The sequence below is a fragment of the Vibrio sp. 378 genome, from assembly GCF_033339435.1.
On record NZ_JAWOUO010000001.1, the window covers coordinates 757553 to 779549 of the forward strand.

General features: G+C 43.5%; 20 protein-coding genes. 11 read left to right on the plus strand and 9 right to left on the minus strand.

All coding sequences use genetic code 11. From position 1 onward, the window contains the following. The first annotated feature begins 24 nt into the window (after positions 1–24). From R7Q48_RS03265 to R7Q48_RS03275, 3 genes are all read left to right on the plus strand, one after another. Positions 25–1767: a bifunctional metallophosphatase/5'-nucleotidase gene (locus R7Q48_RS03265; protein WP_005376363.1), complete on the plus strand. Its 1743-nt coding sequence runs from the start codon at positions 25–27 to the stop codon at positions 1765–1767. Positions 1768–2389: 622 nt separating this feature from the next. After that, positions 2390–3409, plus strand: a complete 1020-nt coding sequence (locus tag R7Q48_RS03270) for a TerC/Alx family metal homeostasis membrane protein (RefSeq protein WP_256902701.1) — start codon at positions 2390–2392, stop codon at positions 3407–3409. A gap of 279 nt (positions 3410–3688) precedes the next feature. Beyond that, positions 3689–3880, plus strand: a complete 192-nt coding sequence (locus R7Q48_RS03275; RefSeq protein ID WP_005376351.1) for a hypothetical protein — start codon at positions 3689–3691, stop codon at positions 3878–3880. Positions 3881–4065: 185 nt separating this feature from the next. Here R7Q48_RS03275 and R7Q48_RS03280 read toward each other — a convergent pair whose 3' ends face one another. From R7Q48_RS03280 to R7Q48_RS03295, 4 genes are all read right to left on the minus strand, one after another. Beyond that, positions 4066–4623, minus strand: coding sequence for a PhnA domain-containing protein (locus R7Q48_RS03280; RefSeq protein WP_005376350.1), 558 nt, complete (start codon positions 4621–4623; stop codon positions 4066–4068). A 289-nt stretch (positions 4624–4912) separates the two neighbouring features. After that, complete coding sequence (locus R7Q48_RS03285) at positions 4913–5122, minus strand: YgdI/YgdR family lipoprotein (protein WP_005376349.1); 210 nt, start codon at positions 5120–5122, stop codon at positions 4913–4915. Positions 5123–5258: 136 nt separating this feature from the next. Further along, the gene (locus tag R7Q48_RS03290) at positions 5259–7667 is read right to left on the minus strand and encodes a VolA/Pla-1 family phospholipase (RefSeq protein ID WP_256902700.1); all 2409 of its coding nucleotides are present in this window, start codon (positions 7665–7667) and stop codon (positions 5259–5261) included. A 20-nt stretch (positions 7668–7687) separates the two neighbouring features. Next, positions 7688–8923, minus strand: coding sequence for an outer membrane protein transport protein (locus R7Q48_RS03295; protein WP_031781326.1), 1236 nt, complete (start codon positions 8921–8923; stop codon positions 7688–7690). 422 nt (positions 8924–9345) lie between these two features. On the opposite strand from R7Q48_RS03295, the gene R7Q48_RS03300 reads away from it, so the two are divergent. After that, positions 9346–10374: a site-2 protease family protein gene (locus R7Q48_RS03300; protein WP_054575173.1), complete on the plus strand. Its 1029-nt coding sequence runs from the start codon at positions 9346–9348 to the stop codon at positions 10372–10374. 74 nt (positions 10375–10448) lie between these two features. On the opposite strand, the gene R7Q48_RS03305 is transcribed toward R7Q48_RS03300, so the two are convergent. Next, positions 10449–11237: a M48 family metallopeptidase gene (locus tag R7Q48_RS03305; RefSeq protein WP_017634168.1), complete on the minus strand. Its 789-nt coding sequence runs from the start codon at positions 11235–11237 to the stop codon at positions 10449–10451. A 201-nt stretch (positions 11238–11438) separates the two neighbouring features. Here R7Q48_RS03305 and R7Q48_RS03310 point away from each other — a divergent pair, with 201 nt between their 5' ends. The 5 genes from R7Q48_RS03310 (at position 11439) to cutA (ending at position 14484) form a co-directional block, all read left to right on the plus strand. Then, positions 11439–11873: a hotdog fold thioesterase gene (locus tag R7Q48_RS03310; protein WP_005376340.1), complete on the plus strand. Its 435-nt coding sequence runs from the start codon at positions 11439–11441 to the stop codon at positions 11871–11873. Positions 11874–11879: 6 nt separating this feature from the next. Next, on the plus strand, positions 11880–12113 hold the full coding sequence (locus tag R7Q48_RS03315; protein WP_005376338.1) for a DUF3389 domain-containing protein: 234 nt from the start codon (positions 11880–11882) through the stop codon (positions 12111–12113). A gap of 79 nt (positions 12114–12192) precedes the next feature. Next, the gene (locus R7Q48_RS03320) at positions 12193–13902 is read left to right on the plus strand and encodes an SgrR family transcriptional regulator (protein ID WP_005386283.1); all 1710 of its coding nucleotides are present in this window, start codon (positions 12193–12195) and stop codon (positions 13900–13902) included. Continuing rightward, a complete protein-coding gene (locus R7Q48_RS03325; RefSeq protein ID WP_186585318.1) occupies positions 13886–14137 on the plus strand; it encodes a hypothetical protein in 252 nt (83 codons plus the stop codon). Before R7Q48_RS03320 ends, R7Q48_RS03325 begins: the two co-directional genes overlap by 17 nt. Positions 14138–14151: 14 nt before the next feature. Next, positions 14152–14484 (plus strand): divalent-cation tolerance protein CutA, encoded by a 333-nt coding sequence (cutA, locus tag R7Q48_RS03330; protein ID WP_031780471.1) that lies wholly within the window; start codon positions 14152–14154, stop codon positions 14482–14484. Here cutA and R7Q48_RS03335 read toward each other — a convergent pair. After that, complete coding sequence (locus R7Q48_RS03335) at positions 14446–15042, minus strand: DUF2238 domain-containing protein (protein ID WP_005376330.1); 597 nt, start codon at positions 15040–15042, stop codon at positions 14446–14448. The two genes, cutA and R7Q48_RS03335, sit on opposite strands and share 39 nt — an antisense overlap. A 242-nt stretch (positions 15043–15284) precedes the next feature. Here R7Q48_RS03335 and R7Q48_RS03340 point away from each other — a divergent pair, with 242 nt between their 5' ends. Then, positions 15285–16124 carry an isopenicillin N synthase family dioxygenase gene (locus tag R7Q48_RS03340; RefSeq protein ID WP_005386285.1) on the plus strand — a complete coding sequence of 280 codons (840 nt, stop codon included), beginning with the start codon at positions 15285–15287 and terminating at the stop codon, positions 16122–16124. Between the two features lie 128 nt (positions 16125–16252). Further along, entirely contained in the window at positions 16253–16873 is a 621-nt protein-coding gene (locus R7Q48_RS03345) for a DNA-J related domain-containing protein (protein ID WP_213877326.1), read from the plus strand. Positions 16874–16952: 79 nt separating this feature from the next. Here R7Q48_RS03345 and R7Q48_RS03350 read toward each other — a convergent pair whose 3' ends face one another. The 3 genes from R7Q48_RS03350 to fabV all read right to left on the minus strand — a co-directional run bounded on the left by R7Q48_RS03350 (position 16953) and on the right by fabV (position 21970). Beyond that, positions 16953–18608, minus strand: coding sequence for an ABC-ATPase domain-containing protein (locus R7Q48_RS03350; protein ID WP_225455276.1), 1656 nt, complete (start codon positions 18606–18608; stop codon positions 16953–16955). Positions 18609–18679: 71 nt separating this feature from the next. After that, the gene (locus R7Q48_RS03355; RefSeq protein WP_137282644.1) at positions 18680–20590 is read right to left on the minus strand and encodes an EAL domain-containing protein; all 1911 of its coding nucleotides are present in this window, start codon (positions 20588–20590) and stop codon (positions 18680–18682) included. Between the two features lie 180 nt (positions 20591–20770). Beyond that, positions 20771–21970, minus strand: coding sequence for an enoyl-ACP reductase FabV (gene fabV / locus R7Q48_RS03360; protein WP_213893418.1), 1200 nt, complete (start codon positions 21968–21970; stop codon positions 20771–20773). Positions 21971–21997: the final 27 nt, after the last annotated feature.

Genomic DNA, 21997 nt, shown 5'->3' on the forward strand with positions numbered 1-21997 from the left:
TTATAAGGAATGAAAAAAGAGAAGATGAAGATGAATAACAATCATAAGCCAGTGAGAATCAAACTGGCACACATCAATGACACACATTCCTACTTTGAACCAACGTCATTACAGTTAAAGCTTAAGATAAACAATGAACTCACGCTAGAACCCTATGTCAGTGCTGGCGGCTTTTCTCGTATCGCAACCAGAGTCGAGCAGTTAAGAGATGATGCTCAGCGCCAAGGTCATGGGATGTTGTTCCTCCATGCCGGAGATTGCTTCCAAGGTACGCTGTATTTCTCACTATTTAAAGGCAAAGCCAATGCCGACTTATTGAACGCATTAAAGATTGATGCAATGGCGTTAGGTAACCATGAATTAGATATGGGGAATGAGCCAGTTGCATTGTTTTGCCAACGTACTCAGTTCCCATTGCTTGCTGGCAACTGGGATTTATCCAATGAATCACTTAAAAAACCTCACCGTATCAGTGATTGTAAGGATGTATATAGTTACCAACCGGATACACAGAGCGCTCAATACATTGTTAAAGAATTCCATGGTGAGCGGGTCGCGATTTTCGGATTATCCATAGATAAAATGAGCGACATCGCAAACCCTGATGCAGACACGCCTTTTCACTCAGCAATTGAAACCGCCAAGGCGACCGTAAAACAAATCCATTCATCAGGTATAAAAAATATTATTCTTCTGAGCCACTTAGGTTATGAAGGTGATTTAGAGTTAGCTGAGCAAGTCGCAGGTATTGGTATAATTGTTGGTGGACACAGCCACCGGTTGCAAGGTGATTTTTCATCAATAGGGTTAGGACAAGACGATCCCTACGGTATCAAAATTAATGATACCTATGTGGTGCAAGCGGGTTTCCATGCTTTGACAATGGGGCACTGCGTCATTGAGTTTGATGAACACGGTAAAGCAACGATGTTGAGTGGACAAAATGAACTGTTGCTTGGTCGACGTATTTTTTGGGACTCGACGCTAAACCAACAGCTCGACCAAGGTGTATTCGAAACCGCGTGCGACTTCATCCATGGTCAACCGAATGTCGTGGTTTGTAAGAAACACCCGGAAACTCAAGCGATCCTGAGCGATAAGTATATTCCTCAGGTCAGGCAGTTACAGTCACAAGTCATTGCTAGTGTTGACACCAAAAAGCGTCATGTGAGAATTCCCGATGAATTTGGTGAGAGTGAGTTGGCTTCCTCCGTTGCCCGCTCATTTCTGCACTGTTTAAACAAACGTGGATATGACGTTCAATTTGCAATTCATAATGCGGGTGGCGTGCGAACCTCTTTGAACCCTGGCAACATCACAGTGGCAGACATTGCCGGACGACTGTTGCCTTTTGCCGTTCCTATCGGCTTTTACGATGTAAAAGGCAGCGCTATTCGCCGTGCACTTGAAGGCGCGATAAATAATGCACTCAACAATGGCGTAGAAGGCACTGGATCTGGCAGTTATCCGTACACTTACAATTTAAACTTCGAGTACCACGCAGATGCCCCAAAAGGTGAAAGAGTTCAATCATTAGTGATTTTTGATGGCAAACAATGGGTAGGTGTTCAAGATGATGTTTGGTATCGAGGGACTTCTTCTGCCTATACGATGAAAGGGAAAGAGGGGTATGACGCATTGCAGGAGATGAAAGGAGAAGGGCGTGTGACCAGTTTGTCCATGGCTGATTGTTTTATTGAACTCCTGACCGATGAGCCAAACTGTTTGAATCAAAGTCACAAACTTTACACAAAGCGACGTCGATAATAGATACTGGTATTGATTTTGCTGCTCTCCACTTACTACATGGGTTGATGAGGATGGCAGTATGTGGAATAAAGATTGGGCAGATACGGCAGTCGTGGTTGCCTGGATCGCAATTTGGTCAACACTGGTCTACTTTGTGCCTCTAAGCGGCTTTTGAATTGCTAAGAATGTGGATGTTACAAAAGGGAGCAGTAATGCTCCTTTTTTGTATCTATCTTCCCCGTTAGGGCTCTAACCAATGAAGAGTTTGTCTTGAGCCATTTGCTGCTTTTTGTCTGTTTACTGCAGTTCAGGTGGTTGAATCCATTTCTTTCTTTTTATAGTGCTTCCTGATTTTTGATAAGAATTTTATTTCGATAAGACAAGGCTTTTTTGTTGGAAAGCCTGACGCTCGGCGTTATTATGTCGGCGTTTGGGGAGTAGTTAGCGCAAGTTTACTTATCGTCATCTCGTTAAGCATCAGCTTATCCGGTAAGTAAAGGTGTTACGTGGTTCATTCACGTCAACACTTCAACGAGACCAACGCATTCATTGACTAGCAGCACATAATCGTTATGTGGCTGTTGGTTGTTATTGTCTGCGGAAGGTCACCAAACGAAGTCCTTCCGCCATGGGAGGAAATATGTCTCTTATCGAAAATACCACCCAATTGAGCCAATCGGTGCCTCTTCAAGAATCATTAGCGATGTATGGTGCTTTTGGTTTGTTTACCCTTGTTCTTGTGACGCTTGATATCTATCAAACACGTGGTGGCGTTATCACGATGAAAAAAGCCATCGTTTGGAGTGTTTTTTGGTTCTTGCTTGCCTTTGTTTTTGCAGGTTCTATTTATTTATTCTGGGACTTTTACGCGCCACATAGCGCTTATACGAACGACAAAGCAACGATTTCATTCTTAACTGGTTACTTACTAGAGAAGTCGCTAAGCGTGGATAACTTGTTTGTGTTTGCCATCATATTTGCACAATACAGTGTGCCGGAGCACTTGCGTCCGAGAGCATTGCTTTGGGGGGTGATAGGTGCGCTAGTTTTACGCGCTGTCATGATTGCGGTTGGTGCTCAGTTACTTGCACAGTATCACTGGGTATTGTACTTATTTGCTGCTTTCCTTATTTGGACGGGTGTTAAGTTAGCTCGCGACAAAGGCGAAGCAGAAGAGGTTAATCCATATCCTGAGCAGTTGATTCGAAAGGTATTGCCAGTTACAGATGACTACCAAGGAAATTACTTAATCTTAAAGCAAACTGGTAAGTGGGTGGCAACACCGATGCTGATCGTTGTCGGTGTCATTGCAGTAATGGACGTTATGTTTGCGTTGGATTCTATACCAGCTATATTCGCGGTAACGCGAGAGCCATTTTTAGTCTTAGCCGCGAACGTATTTGCATTATTGGGTTTGCGATCGCTGTACTTTGTTCTTCAAGCAATGTTAGACAAGTTTGTATACTTAAAACCAGCATTATCAGTAATCATGATGTTTATCGGGGTAAAAATGCTATTGGTTGGAACAGAATATGAGATTCCGACAACATGGTCTCTCACATTTTTAGTTGTTGTGATGACATCGGCAGTGGTGGCATCACTCCTAAAAAATAAAGCGAAGCGTCAAACTAGCGTTAATATTACTAATCAAAAAATATAAAGTAAGCACTAAAATCAAAAGAAATAACGAAAAATATTGTTAAATATATGTTGTTGCTTAAGGGGCGATTATGCAGGTAATGTTCAGTTATTCAATGTAATTACAGCAATTGTGATTATTTATGCCGTTATTATTCATTTGTATTTTTGAGTTTTGTAATGAGTTTGTTTTATTAGAAATTCTAATTTGAATGGGTAAAATTTGTCATTTCTTAAACAATAAGAAACTGACTAATATACAACCAACTAAACAGACTACTGCTTTTAAAGAGAGGCAATCATGGCACAAGCAATGCAAATGACAAATGTAGCTTTACCAACCTCTATGGATAAGAAAACCTACGCGGTTAACTTCAAAGGACTGATTGCTCACTTACTGGACATTCTATTTGTAGATAACACTGCGCCACGCAGTTACTACGCAGAAGACTTGTCAGCACATATTCAAAAAGACATCGGTATGTACCGTTAATATTGAAATAGTGTAAGAAATACCGGCCTATGAGCCGGTATTTTTTTATTTGTAAAACATGCCTACTCAACCTACGCCCTAGAAAAGAAACACTCTAGAGGAGGTAGACATGATAGTAGATTAAGTGTTGTATAGAAAAACGGGGCACCATTGGTGCCCCGTTTTGACATGACTGAAGTGAGATATTACTTCTTGCGGCAGTATTCTGCGATCACGTACATCGACTGACCACCATTTGCCTTACCCGAAACTAGCTTTGGATCATCGCCAAGGCTAATACCACGAATCACTGTACCTTGTTTGATTACTTGGTTAGTGCCTTTTACTGGTAAGTCTTTAATTACTGTTACATCGTCACCTTTCTTAAGTTCAGTGCCGTTACAGTCAACCGTTTTATCGTCAGCAGACATCCCTTTCATTGCCCAGTTCATTTGCTCTTCTTCCATGTACATCATGTCAAGAGCATCTTGAGCCCAGCTTTCTGTGTTTAGGCGAGTGAGTTGGCGCCATGCAGTCACTTGTACAGCAGGAACCTGGCTCCACATGCTTTCGTTTAGACAACGCCAGTGGTTAATGTCTTTTGGCTCATCGATCTCACCCAGACACTTATCACAAACCATGATGGCAGTATCAACCGTCACATTACCGTGAGGTGGGACAGCGTATGCAGTTAGTTGAGATTCAGAAGAACACAGTTCACATTTTGACTCGCAGCGCGCAAGCAGAGTAGCTTCAATAGACATAAGGACTCACCTTAGTAATGTTATTTTGTGGCGGTATTATCCACTTTATCCTGAGAAATAAAAGGGTGTTAGCGAATTAAAGACTAGATTTTACAATACTCCAACCTGATTAAGATGAAGATGTAAAATATTCGCTAAATAAATAATACGGAAGTATAATAGACACTATTAATTGTTTTGGATTATGAATTGGTTGTGTCAATTTCTACAACGATTACAAGCCTAAAAGAGGGAAATGTAGAGAGAGGGTGGCTAGAACATAGCCCTCTAATTTACAGAGGGCCTGTCGTTAACGTTCGACAATCTGGACAATTTGCTCTTTTGAAATACTCATTTCTTTACCATCCATGTCTTCATACTCGTACATACCCGTTTCCTCGTTCAGGTCTGGTTTACCGTAAGAGGTAATAATTTTCCCTTCATTTGTCGACATCAGATATTGGCTACTTCCGCATGCAGCAAGAAGTAATACAGTGGCAATAACAGTCAATACGCGCATAGAGTTTTCCTTTTAAACAAGTGAGTTAGGCAAAGACATCGTTTTAACTATAGCAGAGGAAATATGAGTGGGTTTGAATACAATTGAAATGAAAAAGCCCAGTAGAAACTGGGCTTTGGTAGGAAGGGCGTTGCGATTACTTCAAAACAGAAGTGTTAGTGACACCTGTTAGTGCGTCATCCATTAAGAAGTCAGTGTTTTCCATCTGCATCTCTACATGATGATCAATATCAGACAGAGTGCCATTTGGCGAAGCAAAAGTACTGTGCGATGCAGTAGCATTAAACTGTACGAAGCTCGCAGTTGCATTCACATCAGTGTCCGTACTGTTCACAGTCTTCAACCCTAGCTTATTAGCGAGCGGTTCAGTACCCGCGAATGGTGCATTTGGAACGCTGTTTGGTACTGTGCTATCGCCATCCACTTCTGTCATAAAGAATGGTGTCGTTAGCGAACCAGATGCCACTAAATCTGAAGCGTTTGTGAACGGATCGACAGTGTCTAGTGTAGTCTGTGCTGCATAGATAAATTGTGAGAAACCTGCTTCTAGCGCTGCTACTTGAGCTTCCGTTGCCGCAGCCTCAAATGCTTCGTAACATGTTTTATCTTCTAGATCCGCACATGATGCATCAGCGTAACTCGCATAGTCTTTAGATGCTGCATAAGCGAGGTTATGTTTGATCTGAGGGCCGTAATTGTCTGAACCCAGTAACAAATTACCAATTTGTCCACCAGAGTTCTGTACTGATGCAGAACTAAAGGTGTACAGTGCATCCGCAGTAGGGCTGCCCAATGTATTGTTTGCTGCTGCGACGGCAGATGTAGCGACAATACCGCCAAGTGAATGACCTAGCATTTTGACTTTTGAACCCGTCAGTGGGTTGAAGCCTTGCAGAGGACCTCCAGCTAAAAGACCGCCTTGAGCAGATACTACCAAGCTAGCGCGCAAACCTAACACATCCAGAACACTCTGACGTAGGTTGTCACGCGCAACGGCTAAGTTGGAAAGATTTAGATAAGCCAGTACATTCGCATTTGCGGAACGTTGTTCATCTAAGCTGCGCGTACCATGAATAGGTAAGTCAATAGCGATAACTGCCACACCTGCTTTTACCATATTGAACGCGAACGCGTACGCATTCTCTTTCGCTGAGGTGATGCCGTGTTGATAAATCACAACGTCTGTCGCGACGCCAGATTTAGGTGTGAAGACCAGTACTTCGACATCTTCAACCGATTTCACTACGGGAACAGGCGAGTAGCGAGTAATAATACGCTCACTATCAAGCTGGGTACCATCGGTAAGAGTAAGCTTAGCTCCAACAAGTTTTAGCTGCTCTGTAGGATCTGTAGCAAGCTTTGTCACATCAACAGGATCATTTGCAAAAACGCCTGTTGATAGCTGCTGAACCATGTTTGCTTGCTCGTTCGGATCCGCTAATGCTGCGCTTAGCTTCGCTAGGCTTGGCATCGCAGATACCATTGGTTGCATGTTCCAGCTTGCGCCTTTATCCAAGTAATGAGGCAGTCTTACCACACCTTGTGTCACGCTTACATCGGCACCTGATTGCATGTAAAGGCCTTTAATTGCCGTTTTAGCTGCGTCTAGATCGCTAATGTATTTACTAAAGTCATCGTCAGAGTCTAGCGCAGTGCTAAAGTCTTGGGTTTCACCGAGCGTTATTGTGTAGGCCGTTGATAAGTCAACTGAACCTTCGTTTGAGTCATTTTTGTAAACGGTATTTAGTGTGTTTGCGCCAGTAGAAAAACCAGTAGCGGTTACTCCTTTGACTGCCGCTAACGTATCACCTACTGACTGGGTGCTGAACCATGAAGAATAAACGATGTCTGCAGGGTTTACTTTGGCAATACCAAAAATTCCTTCAACCGCCTGAGTGACTGCTTGAACAGAAGCAAGGTCGCCAGTTTCATAAACGATCTCTTTCGATTTACCAGTTGCATAGCTTGCAGATGTACCAATTGGCTCACCATTTACGTCAGTAACATCTTGTGTGACCGCAAAAATGTACTCGCTTGACTCATCAAGTGCAGCCAAGAACTGGATGTATAGAGAGTTACCTTTTGCTTGAACTACGTAGTCTTGGTTCTGAACAAGCTCTTCTTCGATTGGGTTAGATTTGCGGTCCCACTCGGTTAAGCGTTGATTAATCTTGATGACTTTAACACCAGACGACAGCATGCCCGTTGCAAAACCGTCGCCGTTGAAGTTAAGAACGATTGGCATAGACGTTGACCATCCATCCATCGTGTTCATTGAGGCTCTAGGGTTGGTTAAAGCATCATCGCCATCAGTTGGCAGACCAAGCGTACCATCGCTTGTGTCCATTAATAAGTAAGACGGTGCCGGTACATCTGCGTTCGCTCCTTGAAGCGTAAAACTGATGGATGTTTCGCGATCAAGCAATGCTTGGACTTCATCTTCAAATTGAACTTTGTCGGAAGTACCAGAACTGGAGGTATCATCACCACAACCAGCAAGAAGGATTGCAGAACAAAGCATTGATAATTTAAACGTGTGTTTCATTGGTTTACTCCGTAATCCCATTATTTGAAGGTGTAGTTCATCTGTACCGCGCTGATGTAAGCAGTACCTTCTGAGTCAAACTTAATCTCTTCACCCAGAGCATTTGTCTCAGTGAAAGAGCCTGATTTACTCTTAACAAGTGCAAAGCCTGCATCGAAAGTTAAATTCTCATTCATTGCGTAAGTTAGGCCCGCGCTGTACCAAAAACGGTCACTGTCAGGGATACTCAATGTCGCTTCACCTGCTTGTTCGTCGTACGCAAAGCCTGCACGGAATGTCCAGTCTGTATTAAGTATGTAAGTTGCACCAATGGAGTAGCGATTGTTGTCTTCATATTTCTCAGGTTTAAAGAAACATACTCCGTCATTACATTCGTTACTGGTCGCTTTTAGTTCTTTAAATGTGCTCCAGTCGGTTTGTTGCCAGCCGTAATGTACAGCCCATTGTTCATTCAGTTGATGGAAAGCCGATAATTCGATAATTGAAGGGAGAGAGATTTTTAAACGGCCATCAACTTTTGGTGATGAAGCTCGACCAGAGTCGTAACTACTAAACTCACCGTCATCAAAATCTAGATCAACCTTAGAGCGGTAGCCAAAGCCAAAACGGTTGTTTTCATTTAGCTCAAATAAAGCGCCGACATTCCAACCCCAAGCGAAAGTTTCACCTTCCATGCCGACAAGGTTATCGGACTTATTACCACCTAAAATACCGGCAAGTGCGCCTTTGTGGCGAGTCAGCTCTGCTTCAGCGTATACTAGGTTGATACCACCACCGACACTGAAAGACTCGTTGATACGGTAAGCGACATTAGGGTTGATGTTTACTGAAAGTAGGGAAGTGTCACCCGCCATATCACCAGCGGAAATATCATTTGGATAGTCAGTAGCAACACCGTATGTTGTGAACATACCGATACCCCAAGCCCAGTTATCATTGATAGGGCTGATGTAATAACCTGCTGGCACGATCTGTAAAGGGGCGACATCTTTCGCGTGTTCATTGTTTACAGTGTCGTACACATCGACTTCAGGGTCGATGATAGATAACGCGCCCGAAAATTGAGCTTCTTTGAAAAGTGTCATTGCTGCAGGGTTACGAGCAAGGACGCTGGCATTATCTGCGACAGCCCCTTCACCTGAAAATGCTCGACCAAGACCAGATGCCGAATGTTCAGCTACCTGGAAGCCCGCTGAGTGGGCATTACACGCAAACAATATTGAAATTGTAAGCAGAGAGCAGTGCTTCTTGTTCATCCTTGACCCTCCTAGGGTGTCATAATGCTGGACCGAAGTCCTTGTAATTGTTGTGTGGTACTTACACCAATTGTTAATACGCGAAATACAACGGTGATGTAAATGTAATGTTAATTGTATGTTTAATAACTTGTCAAAGTTTGAGCGTATTTTGCGTTTTAAATATGATGCATAGGTCAAACGATGGCTTGTAAGGGCATGTATTATCGTTATATTTTTGAAGAGAATGGTACGACCAGAATTGTTTTGCGAGCTTTATAGTTAAATAACGATCAAATCAAGAGATAGCTCGCTTTGCTGTTTCTTCACTTCACAGGCATAATTCGCGCTCGCTATGTAGTTATTCAATAGACGCAATAGGAACCGCATTGGAATTACTGAATGTTGAATTTTTAGGTCGTTCGCTAAGGCTCGAAGGATCGATGGCTGGGTGGCAGCAGTTATATTGGGATAATACGTTGGTGTCTCAAATCGATGCCAGTGACAATACCGCAGAGACTTGTCTACACCAGTTTAGGCTCTCTGCGGGTGAGGAAATCCTGAACTGTCATTTAGAGTGTTCTTTAACATGGCAACCGTTTGAATTGAGTTACAAGGTCACAATTAACGGTGAGCTCATCAATGAAGGTTGTCGAAATGAAAAAGACATCGAGCGCCAAGTGCCAGAAGTTACGCCACCATCCGAAAAGCGTTTAAGTGTAATAGGCCTCGTATCTCTTGGGATGAAAGCACTTAAAAGTGCGAAAGTTATTAAAGTGGCGTTAGCGTCTGCAAGTCTCGCTGCATATTCTTGGCTATTTTCCATCGAGTTCGCGCTAGCGTTGATCGCTTGTTTGGTTTTTCATGAATATGGTCACATTAGAGCGATGAAGTATTTTGGAATGAAGACCAAAGGAATCTATTTGATTCCATTCCTAGGTGGTTTGGCGCTAAGTGACGAAAAGATAAACACGCGCTGGCAGGATGTGGTTATCTCAATCATGGGACCATTTTTCGGTTTAGTACTTAGTATTGTTTTTACTTTGCTTTATTGGATGACTGGTGAGGTGATCTTCGCTGGGCTTGCCGTGTTTAACGCCTTGCTAAACCTATTTAATCTGCTGCCTATTTTACCATTAGATGGTGGCCATGTGCTCAAAAGTATTACCTTCTCAATGAATACTTGGGTCGGGTTAGTTGGCAGTATTGCGACCGCTTTATTAGGCATTTTTATCAGTTACTATTTCGGTCTGACGTTGCTAGGGTTTTTATTGTTAATGGGAATGTTGGAAGTGGTGATGGAATGGAGAGCTCGACATCAAAGCCATTTATTGCCATTAACCCGTTATGGGCAGCTATTCTCACTGGCTTGGTACTTGGTCTCTGTCGGAGGTTTTGTTTCTATCATCTGGTATTTTGCCACTCTCGGAGACAGTTTGTTAAGTTTGCCGCTACAGATATTGGGCACTTGATTAGAATCATTAAAAGCTCCCTAGGGAGCTTTTTTATTTGGCAAGCTTAAGTAGTAGACGATAGTAGCAATGAATTAGCCACATCTTGGTGCTTTCGCGTTATACGCAGGCAGCTTATTTATGGTTGCTTGTAAATCTTTAATGCGCGTACTGTGCGATGGGTGGGTTGAGAAGAATTCAGGTGGTTGAGAACCACCTGATGCAGCACTCATATTTTTCCATAAATCGACACTTTGACGTGGGTCGAAACCTGCTTTTGCCATGAATTCCAGCCCGACAATATCAGCCTCGGATTCCTGAGTACGACCGTATGGCAAAATAACACCGTATTGGACACCGACACCAAGTGCCGCCATCGTCATTTGTTGATACTGTTTGTACTCGGAAGCGCCAATGGCAACGTTTGCTAGAGACAACCCGGCATTTGCTAACTGACTTTGTGAGAGACGTTCATTACTGTGGTCAGCGAGGACGTGAGCGACTTCGTGACCAATGACTGTTGCCAACTGATCTTGGTTTTTCGCGACATCTAAAAGCCCGGTATACACGCCGATCTTCCCACCTGGTAGAGCAAACGCATTGACTTGTTCACTATCAAAAACAACGACTTCCCAGTCTTTAAATCCAGATTGAGCGGGAATGGTGTCAGTGATGTGTTTGGCAACGCATTGAACGTAGGCATTCGTTTTGCGATCTTTGCTGATTGGGATATCTTTCTTCATTTGTTCGAAAGATTTAGCGCCAAGCGATGACATTTCCTGATCTGAAAACATCAGGATCTGGTTGCGACCCGTCGGTGATGCGCTACACGCTGTTAAACCCGCGATAGTTAAAAGAGCAGAGGCTTTCATCCATACCTTCATAACAGGCTCCATTTAATTTTTTGTTTTGAAGCAATAGTATATACCCAAATAGTAACATGATGCATGGATCAAGTTATTCATCTGATTAATAAAGAGGGTGAGATGTTACGTATTGAAGTTATGCCCAAGTAGCGTCTATGCTAGCTTCCTAGCACATCGTTACAACCTAACAAACCAGTTTGTGAAACTAAGAGTAAAACAATGAGTATATGGAAAAAGCCCGTAAGCATAGAGATTCTGAATGCCACGTCAAAAAATACCCTGATCGAGCACCTACAAATTAAATATACAGATTTCACTGACGACTCCCTTACAGCAACCATGCCCGTATGCAGCTTTACTCATCAACCTTTAGGAATGCTTCACGGTGGTGCATCAGTCGTGCTCGCAGAAACATTAGGCTCATTGGCTGCAAACTTCTCTGTCGATGAGGGCAGCTACTGCGTCGGTTTAGATATTAACGCGAACCATGTGCGAGCCATGCGAAGTGGTCATGTGATTGGTACGGCAAAACCGCTTCATCTGGGTATTTCAACGCAAGTGTGGCAAATCGATATCACTGATGAGCGAGGCCGTTTAGTGTGTACCAGTCGCTTGACCATCGCTGTGAAACAACACAAAACAAAGTCGGTATAAACTAAGATGGTGATTGAGTTTTCATTAGGAAAAATCATTGCAACCCAGCGTGAAATAGTGATTAAGCTCTCCGGCAGTGCAATGGTAACCTTGCAAGCACAAACCGATGCAATTCAGCTGCTGGGTAGAGGAGCGAACGTTGTTTTATCTCATGGTGCAGAGTGCAAATGGTCTATCAAGCTGGACAACGAGGAACAACTGGCTGAACTTTCGCGAGAAATTGGTATCGATATTCAATAATCTATAGTGTGATGTTTGCACTTTTTGGTAAAAATGAGGAAACTTAGCTTATCGACAACAAGATAAGAATTTCCTCTTTATGAGTAGCCCTCGTTTACGTGTTCAGTTCGAAACACTGTTTGAAAAATTTTCCGGTCACGATACGGACGTTCAGCTCGAAGACATCACCGAAGCGTTGTTTTGTACACGTCGTAATGCTCGTATTGTTCTAAATAAACTTGAAGAAGAGGGCTGGATTGAGTGGCATCCGGCAGCGGGTCGAGGAAAACTTTCGAAACTCGTTTTTAAACGTAATCGAAGCGATGTCAGCGAAAACCTCGCCAGGCGTTATCTCGATGAAGGGAAAATCGGTCAGGCTCTAGATGCGCTTGATAACGATGCGGCACGATTGACGCAGGTTATCCAAGGTTATTTAGGGCTTCAGCATCGACAGGGCGAGCAGGTCGTGCGTTTGCCTTATTATCGACCATTGTCGATGTTAAACCCGCAGAAACCGATGCGGCGTTCTGAACAGCACATCGCCAGACAAATTTTTAGCGGACTCACTCGCCTTGATGAAAATGAACAACTTCAACCAGATTTAGCCCACACGTGGGAAGCAATTTCTGATACTCATTGGCGTTTTTATCTTCGTCGTGGAGTACGCTTTCATAATGGTGAACCGTTAACAACCAGTTGTGTTCTTGAAAGTGTGCTTGCGTTAAATGGCTTGAACTTGTTTTCTCACATAAAGCGGGTGTCTTCACCACAAGAGTGGACCGTTGATATTGAGCTCGTCCGTCCTGATCGCTACCTGCCTCTGGCTCTGAGTGAGTCGCAAGCAAAAATTTTGCTACCGAGTGCTTTGCGTTCTGAAAGCTTTGATAGACAACCGATAGGGACAGGGCCGTTCCAAGTTAAAATGAATGATGATAAGCGTCTTATTTTGACTGCTTTTGATGGCTACTTTGGTTTTCGCCCTTTACTTGACCAAGTGGAGGTGTGGGTAATCGATGAAGCCTATTCTTCAATGGTTTATCCAAGCCTGTCAAAGCCGAAGATGGATAAACAAGGTTCATCCGATGAAGTCGAGCTGGACCCTGGCTGTACATTCCTATTACTAAACAAAAACACTGGGATTGCAAAAGATCCACGTTGGGCAGAGTTCCTCTCGCAAACCCTCAACAGTCACCAGATTTACGCGCATGTCCCACAAGATAAAGTGATGGAACTGGGAGTATTGCAAGCCTTTGGCCTTAAGCCCGGTTGGATTGATCTTAGGCCAGCAGAAGCGGGCAGCGTACCACAGGCTAATAAGGTAATTTCCGTAGCGTATCAGAAAAAGCATCCGATGTTTCCAGTAGTTGCCAAGGCCATCAAGACACTCTTAAAACCGCACGGTATAGAGGTTGAGTTTATTCGTTATGATTCTCAACCGCCCGCACCGGAGGAAGTGGATATCTGGGTGAAAGCTATGGGCATTGCAACGAACCGAAATGACGCGTTGGCGGGCTGGCTCCTGGATTACAGTGATATTGAGAAGTTCAGTTCAGGTTACGATTTTAGTGAATGGGCTAAACTTGTCGATCAATGGCGTGCTGGGATGCACACAGACTTTCCTGCGCGTGAGCTAGGACGACAGTTAGTAAAAAGCTGTCAGGTGATTCCTATGTTTCACTGTTGGCTAGGCGTGAATAAAGACCACAGCGGTGCGTTACAAAATGCAAAGTGTAATGCCTTAGGTTGGTTTGATTTTAATAATGTATGGGTCAAACCGGATATAGAAAGTAACCATGGCGAAACCGAATAAGAAGCAGCCGACGAAAACCGTCGATATCTATTGCTCAAAGTGTAAAACTCAACTATTCAAGTACCGTAAAGGCGGAAAAGGCGCACTGGTCAAGTGCTTCAAAGAACGCATTGTTGACGATTTCACACAAACCCCATGCATCTGTCCCAGTTGCGGGCAAGAATTTGCAAGAGATACCCTAGTGAGAGGAACGCCTGCTTACAAAATGATTGGCAGCAAAGTGACAATGAAATAATGAAGGGCTAGAAAATGAGTATAAAACATGACTACTGCATGGTGTTAAGCACAACCAGCAACGAAAAAAATCGAGATCAGATCATTAAAGGTTTGCTAGATGCACAATTAGCCGCGTGTATTCAAACAATGCCTATTGAAAGTCACTATGTGTGGAAAGGGGAGATTTGTACTGACAACGAATGGTTGTTAGTCATCAAAACTCGTCGAGAACTTTATGAATTGGTGGAAGAGAAAATAGAAAACCTGCACGAATACGAGGTCGCTCAAATCGTACAGGTTCCAATTGTTGATGGGTTTAACCCTTATTTAGAATGGTTGAGAGAATCGACGTTGAGCCGACATTAAGAATAACGACAACACTGCACCAACGGTATCGCACAACATATCTTTCTGGGCGTCCCATATGTCACCTTGCGAGCCCAGAAAGGCAATTCCCTCATCGCCACCAGCCAACTCCGCATACCACCATTCGATAATCTCATAGCCAGCAGCAAGTGACATGATAGCAAACAAAGCAAACCAGCAAGAGAACGCTTTGTTGAACCGTTTTTTGTTTATCAAGTATTCAGCGATCGGATATGCGTAAAGGCCAATTGAAAAGTGCGCAACGCGATCAAAATTATTTCGCTCTGAACCAATCATGTCGTTAAACCAGTCAAACGGCACTTCGGAGAACGTATATTTCGCACCGATAGTGTGCAAACAGAGCCAGATGAACATTAAAAAGTAAGCCGTATTACTGAACTGATAGCGAATCGAAATCGCCCAAATAGCAACAAGAATACCAATCGCCGGGATAATCTCCGCAAACCAAACTGCACGTGAGTTAGGTTCCAACGCAGAAAATAAAAACACGATGGCATAAAAAATCGTTAATCCTAAGAGTGTCGAGGTGCTTTTCATAGAGTTATTTGATCCTTCAATTTATCTTACAGTGGGACTCCATAGATTGTGTTAATGATTGCACTTAATTGAACGGTGTGCAATTGATATTTTAATGGGTTTTTTGATCACTGAAAATGTTGATTTATTGGCAAACTGCTCAACATTAAAACGTTTGCGCGTGCACTTTTCATTAAAGTTTGATTTACAACATGCCCATCCATAGAATCCATGATTCAGTCTAATAAAAAAGAAGTAAAGCCATGAAACTGGAAACTGTCGATTATCTTGCTGACGATGCTGCTCAACAGTTCGTTACCTCTCTACGCGAAACGGGGTTCGGTGTGCTGAAAAACCACCCGATTCCACAAGAGCTTGTAGAGTCAATTTACAAAAACTGGCATGAGTTTTTCTGTTCAGAACAAAAGAATGATTTTCACTTTAACGTAGACACCCAAGATGGCTACTTCCCACCTTCTGTGTCTGAAGTGGCGAAAGGGCACAAAGTGAAAGACATCAAAGAGTACTTTCATGTTTACCCTTGGGGTCAGATCCCAGAGCAGCTTAAAGCTGAAATCTTAGAGTACTACGAGCGTGCCAATGCATTTGCTCAAGAGCTATTAGGCTGGGTTGAAGCGTACGCACCTAAGGACGTTCAAGAGAAGTTCTCTATCGCGTTGTCAGAAATGATCAATAACAGTGACAAAACATTACTACGCGTGCTTCACTACCCACCGATGACAGGCGAAGAAGAGCCAGGCGCTATTCGTGCTGCTGCGCATGAAGACATTAACCTGCTAACGGTTTTGCCTGCTGCCAATGAGCCTGGACTGCAAGTAAAGAGTAAAGAGGGTGATTGGATCGATGTACCATGTGACTTCGGGAACTTAATCATCAACATTGGTGATATGCTTCAAGAAGCGTCAGGTGGTTATTTCCCTTCAACGACTCACCGTGTAATCAACCCTACGGGTGGCCGTCAAGAAAAGTCACGTATCTCATTACCGTTGTTCCTGCATCCAAAGCCGGAAGTGGTGTTATCTGAGCGCTACACTGCACATAGCTACCTTATGGAACGTTTACGTGAGCTAGGGGTTATTTAACCTTTACGTGATCTCCTTACAAAGGCCGATGGTGAATGACTATCGGCCTTTTTGCATTTATGCTACAAAATGGAAACTATGTTTTTTGTGCCGTGAATGGGGCCCTAAACTCGTGTCAGAGAGGATGAATGGAAGGACAACGTACTGTCAATAGTATTGAGCCTCATGCAATAGAAAATCCGCTGCTTTGGCCAATGTTAGAAATTCTGAGAAAACAGCCCTCTAATTGGAAAGTGCACACCTTGGCAAGCTCGTTGGGTGAACAAGGTTATATTTCAAAGCTGGACGACTCTCCCGATAAGGATTTATTCAAAAGAAATTTCCTGCTCATGAATGCATTATATCAACTGCAAGACACTCTGTATCCGGATAGTTGGCTTCAAGTCGAAGCCATGGATATTCAGCTCATGTCTTCGATGGAAGCTTTGAGGCATAAGATCGATATTCATGATCCTTTGCGTGAGTATTACTTAGATTGGCGCAATTACGAAGCGGACGAAGATGAAGTGCGTCGACTGTTGAATGAATTTTGGACAACTTATCAAAAGTTCATCGGTGGTTCGTCAGTAGCCAGCGTAGATAAGACAAAGGCACTGTCACTATTTGAACTTAACACTGACGCTACGCCTGCGGAAATTAGAAAACAATGGCGAAAACTCGCGCTTCGTTGGCATCCTGATCGAGAAAATGGCAATGCAGAAAGATTTAGAGTTCTTTGTGAAGCGTGGAATGTACTGAGAAACGAATGATTCGCTAAGAATAAAGATAAAGGAAGGCAGCTAACTATAGCTGCCTTTTGATTGAACTGTCTCTGTCAGCGTATCAAAACTAGCATGATGACTTAAACTGAGATTTTCGCATGCGGTTGAGGGCAGCCATAACGTCTAGTGTGCGTGGTTTGGCTAAGTCGCCTTGCTTAGGAAGAGCGGCATGCCACTCACCAGATAGCATTTCTTCAATCTCCTTCGCCGGATGATTACACCAACCTGGAAGTTGAGCAATTTGGAACCATAACCAGCCAATTGTGTTGACTTCATCGGCTGACTCTATCTGTTCCAAAGCGCTAAGATCAGTAAACTCTTTACCAAATCGAAGTGACTCTTTGCCTTTCGCATTCACACGGAACTTGCCGTCAGTGAGAATATTCATCAACGCAACGCGGTTCAGTGCTCGAGGTGGGAAGGTCTGTAAACGTTCTTCTGACTCGTTATGGCGTTGAGTAGGGTGCTGAGCGATAACTTCTTTCGCTTTTTCAGTTACATCAACGGCTTGGTAGTCGTGCATTTGAATGACGGTATCGGCAACGTCTAAGTAGTCGCCCGACCCACCCATAACGATAATGGTAGAGATATCAAGATCATCTCGTAATTGACCAATGCGGTCGACGAGAGGAGTAATTGGCTCATCACCTTTTGCCACCAATGCCTGCATACGCTCATCTCTAATCATGAAGTTGGTAGCAGAAGTATCTTCATCAATCAATAATGTGCTTGCACCCGCTTCAATAGACTCTTGAAGCCAAGCGGCTTGCGACGTTGAGCCTGATGCGTCTTGAGTAGAAAAGTCCGCCGTATCTTTACCCATCGGTAAATGGTTGATGTAGTTCGAGAGGTTCAAGTGGTGTACGCATCGGCCATCTTCGGCACGAATCTTCATAGCCTTGTTATCGGCAACAATGTATTCGCGACCATCTCCTGGAATATGATCGTAAATTGAACGCTCTATTGCATTTAATAAGGTAGATTTACCGTGGAAGCCGCCACCTACGATCAGTGTGATACCTTTTGGAATTCCTAATCCTGTGACATGGCCCTTGTTTGGCGCATGTAAAGTGACTTGTAGAGATTCAGGGGCTTTAAACTCAACGGCTTCTTTCATAGGAAGGTCGCAATTACCTGCAATTCGAGGAAGAATACTGCCGTTTGCGACAAACGCGACTAAGTTATTGGCCTCCAACTGTTCTCGCAGGGCATCTTGGTCTTCAACAACTTGGCAGTGCTTAATTAAAGCGGCTTTGTCGAGTTCACGCTCTAAAGTTGCTCGACGGATAAACTTAGGCAGGTGGAAAGTCAGTATGTTGTTGGCTTTTTTCCCCAATACTGAACGACCTTCGGCTGGTAAGTTAACTCGAAAACGCAGTTCAATACCTTCTTCAGTAAACAACACCGCGGTGCTATCCAGTACTGTTTGGCCTGTCAGTGAAATTGATACTGAGTTTTCTTGTTTAGCAAACTGCTCAAAACTACGCGCAATAAAATCACGTGCAGCTCTTTGAAATGCAGGAGACTCGTCTCTTAGCCACTCAAGACCAGTCAAAGACCATGAGCGAGTCGCACGAAAACGTGACGCCGATGCATAAGGGTCACCCTGTACATGATCGATAAACAAAGTGAAATCAGTGAAGTCGTATTGACCTTTGATTTGCTGATAAGCTCGGTAGTTCTGCTTTTCAATTTTCTTAAGCGTGGCAGTCAACTGATCCATGAAGATATTAGCCTTTTAATAGAAGCGGGCGGCGATTATAGAAACCACCGCCCTCATAGTAAAGAGAATGCTTAGGAAGAGTAGGCGTATTGCCCGCCAGAAAGGCGCTGATTAAACAAACTTTGCTCAAATTCATTACAAGGCATAGGTTTACCATAAAGAAAACCTTGTCCGATATCACAGCCCTCACCAATGAGAAACTGTTCTTGTTGGGGAGATTCAATGCCTTCGATCACGACTTGGAGTTCCAGTTTTTTCGCAATGTGTATGATAGAACAAATTATCGCGCGGTCATCGTCCGACTTTTCCATTTGCTGGACGAAGCTTTTATCAATTTTGATGGCATCAAATGGATATTTCTTTAAATAGCTGAACGAGGCATATCCTGTACCAAAATCGTCAAGTGACAGTGTCACGCCTAGTTTGTGCAGTTTATTTAATGTAGTGCGTGCTACGACCTCATCGGCAATTAAAGCGCTCTCGGTCACCTCGAGCTCGAGAAAGTGCGCTGGCAAGTGAAAAGACTCGAGTAAGTGTTGCACTTGTTCCGCAAAATTTACGTTTTGTAATTGAATGGGAGAAACGTTGACGGCCATTTTGAAGTTATCAATTAACTCAGACCATTGTTTTGCTTTGTCTATCGCGGTTCGAAGAACAAAAGAGCCAACTTCAAAGATAAGCCCGTTTTGTTCAGCCATATGTATTAAGGCTTCGTTGGATACGTCGCCTAGTATTGGATGCCTCCAGCGTAGTAATGCTTCTGCGCCAATCCATTTGTGGGTTTGAGGGTGTACTTTGGGCTGAAAGTAGAGCATTAGGTCGTCGTTTCTTACCGCTTGCAATAAGTAGCTTTCCAGTTGATTGTGGTTGTTGAGTTCATTTGAATGGCTTTCACAGAAATAACTATACGCTTCGCCAGATTCTTTACACAAAAGCATGGCATAACATGCGTTCTGGAGTAGTTGTTTAGCATTGCTGGTTCGGTGAGCTTGTACAACACCAATGTAAGAGTTTAGGTGAACCTCTGTGTCTTTTACATAAAAACTTCCCATACCAATATCGGTAATATCATTCAGTAGCTGATGCAATTTTATATCGATGTCTGTGCCCCAAACGAGCAATACGAGATCATTGGAGCTAGGCCTCCCCGTAACAAAATGTCTGGACTCCCGCTTACCAAGACGATACCGAAACTCTTTCAATATTTCGTCGAAAGCTTCAAAGCCATAACGGGTTTGGATACTGCGTGCATTGCTAAAACCAATGTTTATTACGATTAATGATTGCTGACTGTGATCTAACGTTCTGAGTGTGTCACTGACTATATTTTCGAGTGCTGCTCGGTTTAGGAATCCAGTTCCTTGATCGTGTGTTTTTTGGTAGCTCACCTGCTTTTCAGCGGCTCTGCGACGATCAATCTCTTGCGTTAGGGAATAACTTAACTGCGCCAAATCTGTAGTGCGATTCTCAACTCTATTTTTGAGTTCGTTGTTAAGACGCTGAAGTTTGTGTTGCTGATGCACGATGGAAAGCTGCGCTTCGATTGAATCTTTAAAAGTCCCAAGCAATTGCCGGTAAGTGTCGCAGTATTCATTCTCCTTAGAATCAAGCATGCAAATAGTTCCAAACGTCTCTCCATTTGGCCAGAATAGCGGTAAGCCGCAATAAGAGATCATACCTAGTTTGATATCAGGATTATTTTGCCACTCTTCATCTTCAAGCGCGTTTGGGACAATAAGTTCACTTTTGTGTTTTATGACATGCTCACAATACAAACCGTTGCCAAGCAGCTCAGTATCGCCAGTACGATAAGGATTACCTATAGTTTCGCTGGATGTATTTACTTCTATGCGATCTGGATGGATACGCATAATTAATGTGGTGGGTACGTGCGTTATTTGAGCCAGTAAGTTGACGATTTCCTGCCAACTTCTTCGCATAGACTCAGGGATTTCGTAGTCTAATGTTTGCAATCTCCCCATATAGGTCATCCTTTACGTGGTTTCACTTCCTGTGAATTAAAAATGCAGACTGCTCTATTTTGTTCTCGCTTTTTAATTAAGTATAGGGTGGCTAGGGCTCGAAACAAAAAAAAGTCCTGAAAAGTGTTCAGGACTAGGAATAGTTGTCACATATCTCATCCTTGAAACAGGTAACAAGCATCAAGGCTTAAGCGACATTAACGATTCAATAGAAATGTCTTGCGAATAGTCGACATCTTCAAAGTTAAAGCCATTGAGCTTCATAAACTCATCTTTAAAACCTTGGTAATCACCAATCTCTTTAAAGTTATCAGCATTCATCTGTTCTAAAAGAGCGTGGACTTCTTGTTGAACTTGCGGTTCAAGTTCCAAGTCATCTATTCGAATCAAGCGTTCGCCGTCAACTGGCACTTTCTCTTGATCGTATAACTTCGTAGTAAACAGTCGCTGCATTTGTTCAATACATCGTTCGTGAGTACCTTTTTCCTTCATCACTCGATAAAGCGCTAACAGGTAAGGGCTTAGAGCTGGGATGAATACACTGGCTTTCGTCACCAACGCCTTACACACGGTTGCGTAAGCACCGCCGTCAAAGTTGGCGAGTTTGAGGTTTAATGAATGACTGGTTTGGTGTAAATCGATTTTCGCTCGACCTAACGTACCATCGAGATAAATTGGGTGCGTAATGTCAGGGCCCATGTAAGAAAAGGCGATGGTTTTGCAGCCGTTTGCGATAGAGTCGTTATTGATGAGTGTGTCAATCCAGCTTTCCCAGTCTTCGCCGCCCATTACTTTTATGGTGGCATTGGCTTCCTCTTCTGTTGCAGGCGTTAAGGTGGTTTCTATCCACTTATCGTTCTCCAGCATGATAGAAGCGCCAGTGACAGGCTCACCAATCGGTTTAATGACACTGCGCCAAAACTCATCAGATTCAGGTTTAGGTCGAACACCAGTTGCCAAGCTATAGATGACTAAGTCAACTTCCCCCTCAAAGTACGTTTCAATGGCTTCAATCACTTGATTGCGCACCGAACCAGAGAATGCATCACCAACAATATTTATTGCGGTATGCCCGGCTTGATTTGCTTCTCGCTTAAAAAAGACGTTGTTATACCAACCCGCACTCCCAACCCCTTTCTCTGAAGGGCCACGCTCAAATGAGACGCCAATGGTATCGGCGTTAGCGCCACCGAACGTTAAGGCGATTCGTGCCGCTAGGCCGAAACCAGAGGAGGCTCCAATAATCAAAACCCGTTTTGGGCCTTTTTTGATCTGTGGGGCGCGTTTTACGTATTCAATTTGCTCTTTAATAGATGCATGACACCCTTTGGGGTGCGCAGAGCGAGCAACAACACCTTGAATTAACGGTTCTATTCGCATGTTGTTATCTATCCTCGATGAGTGGAA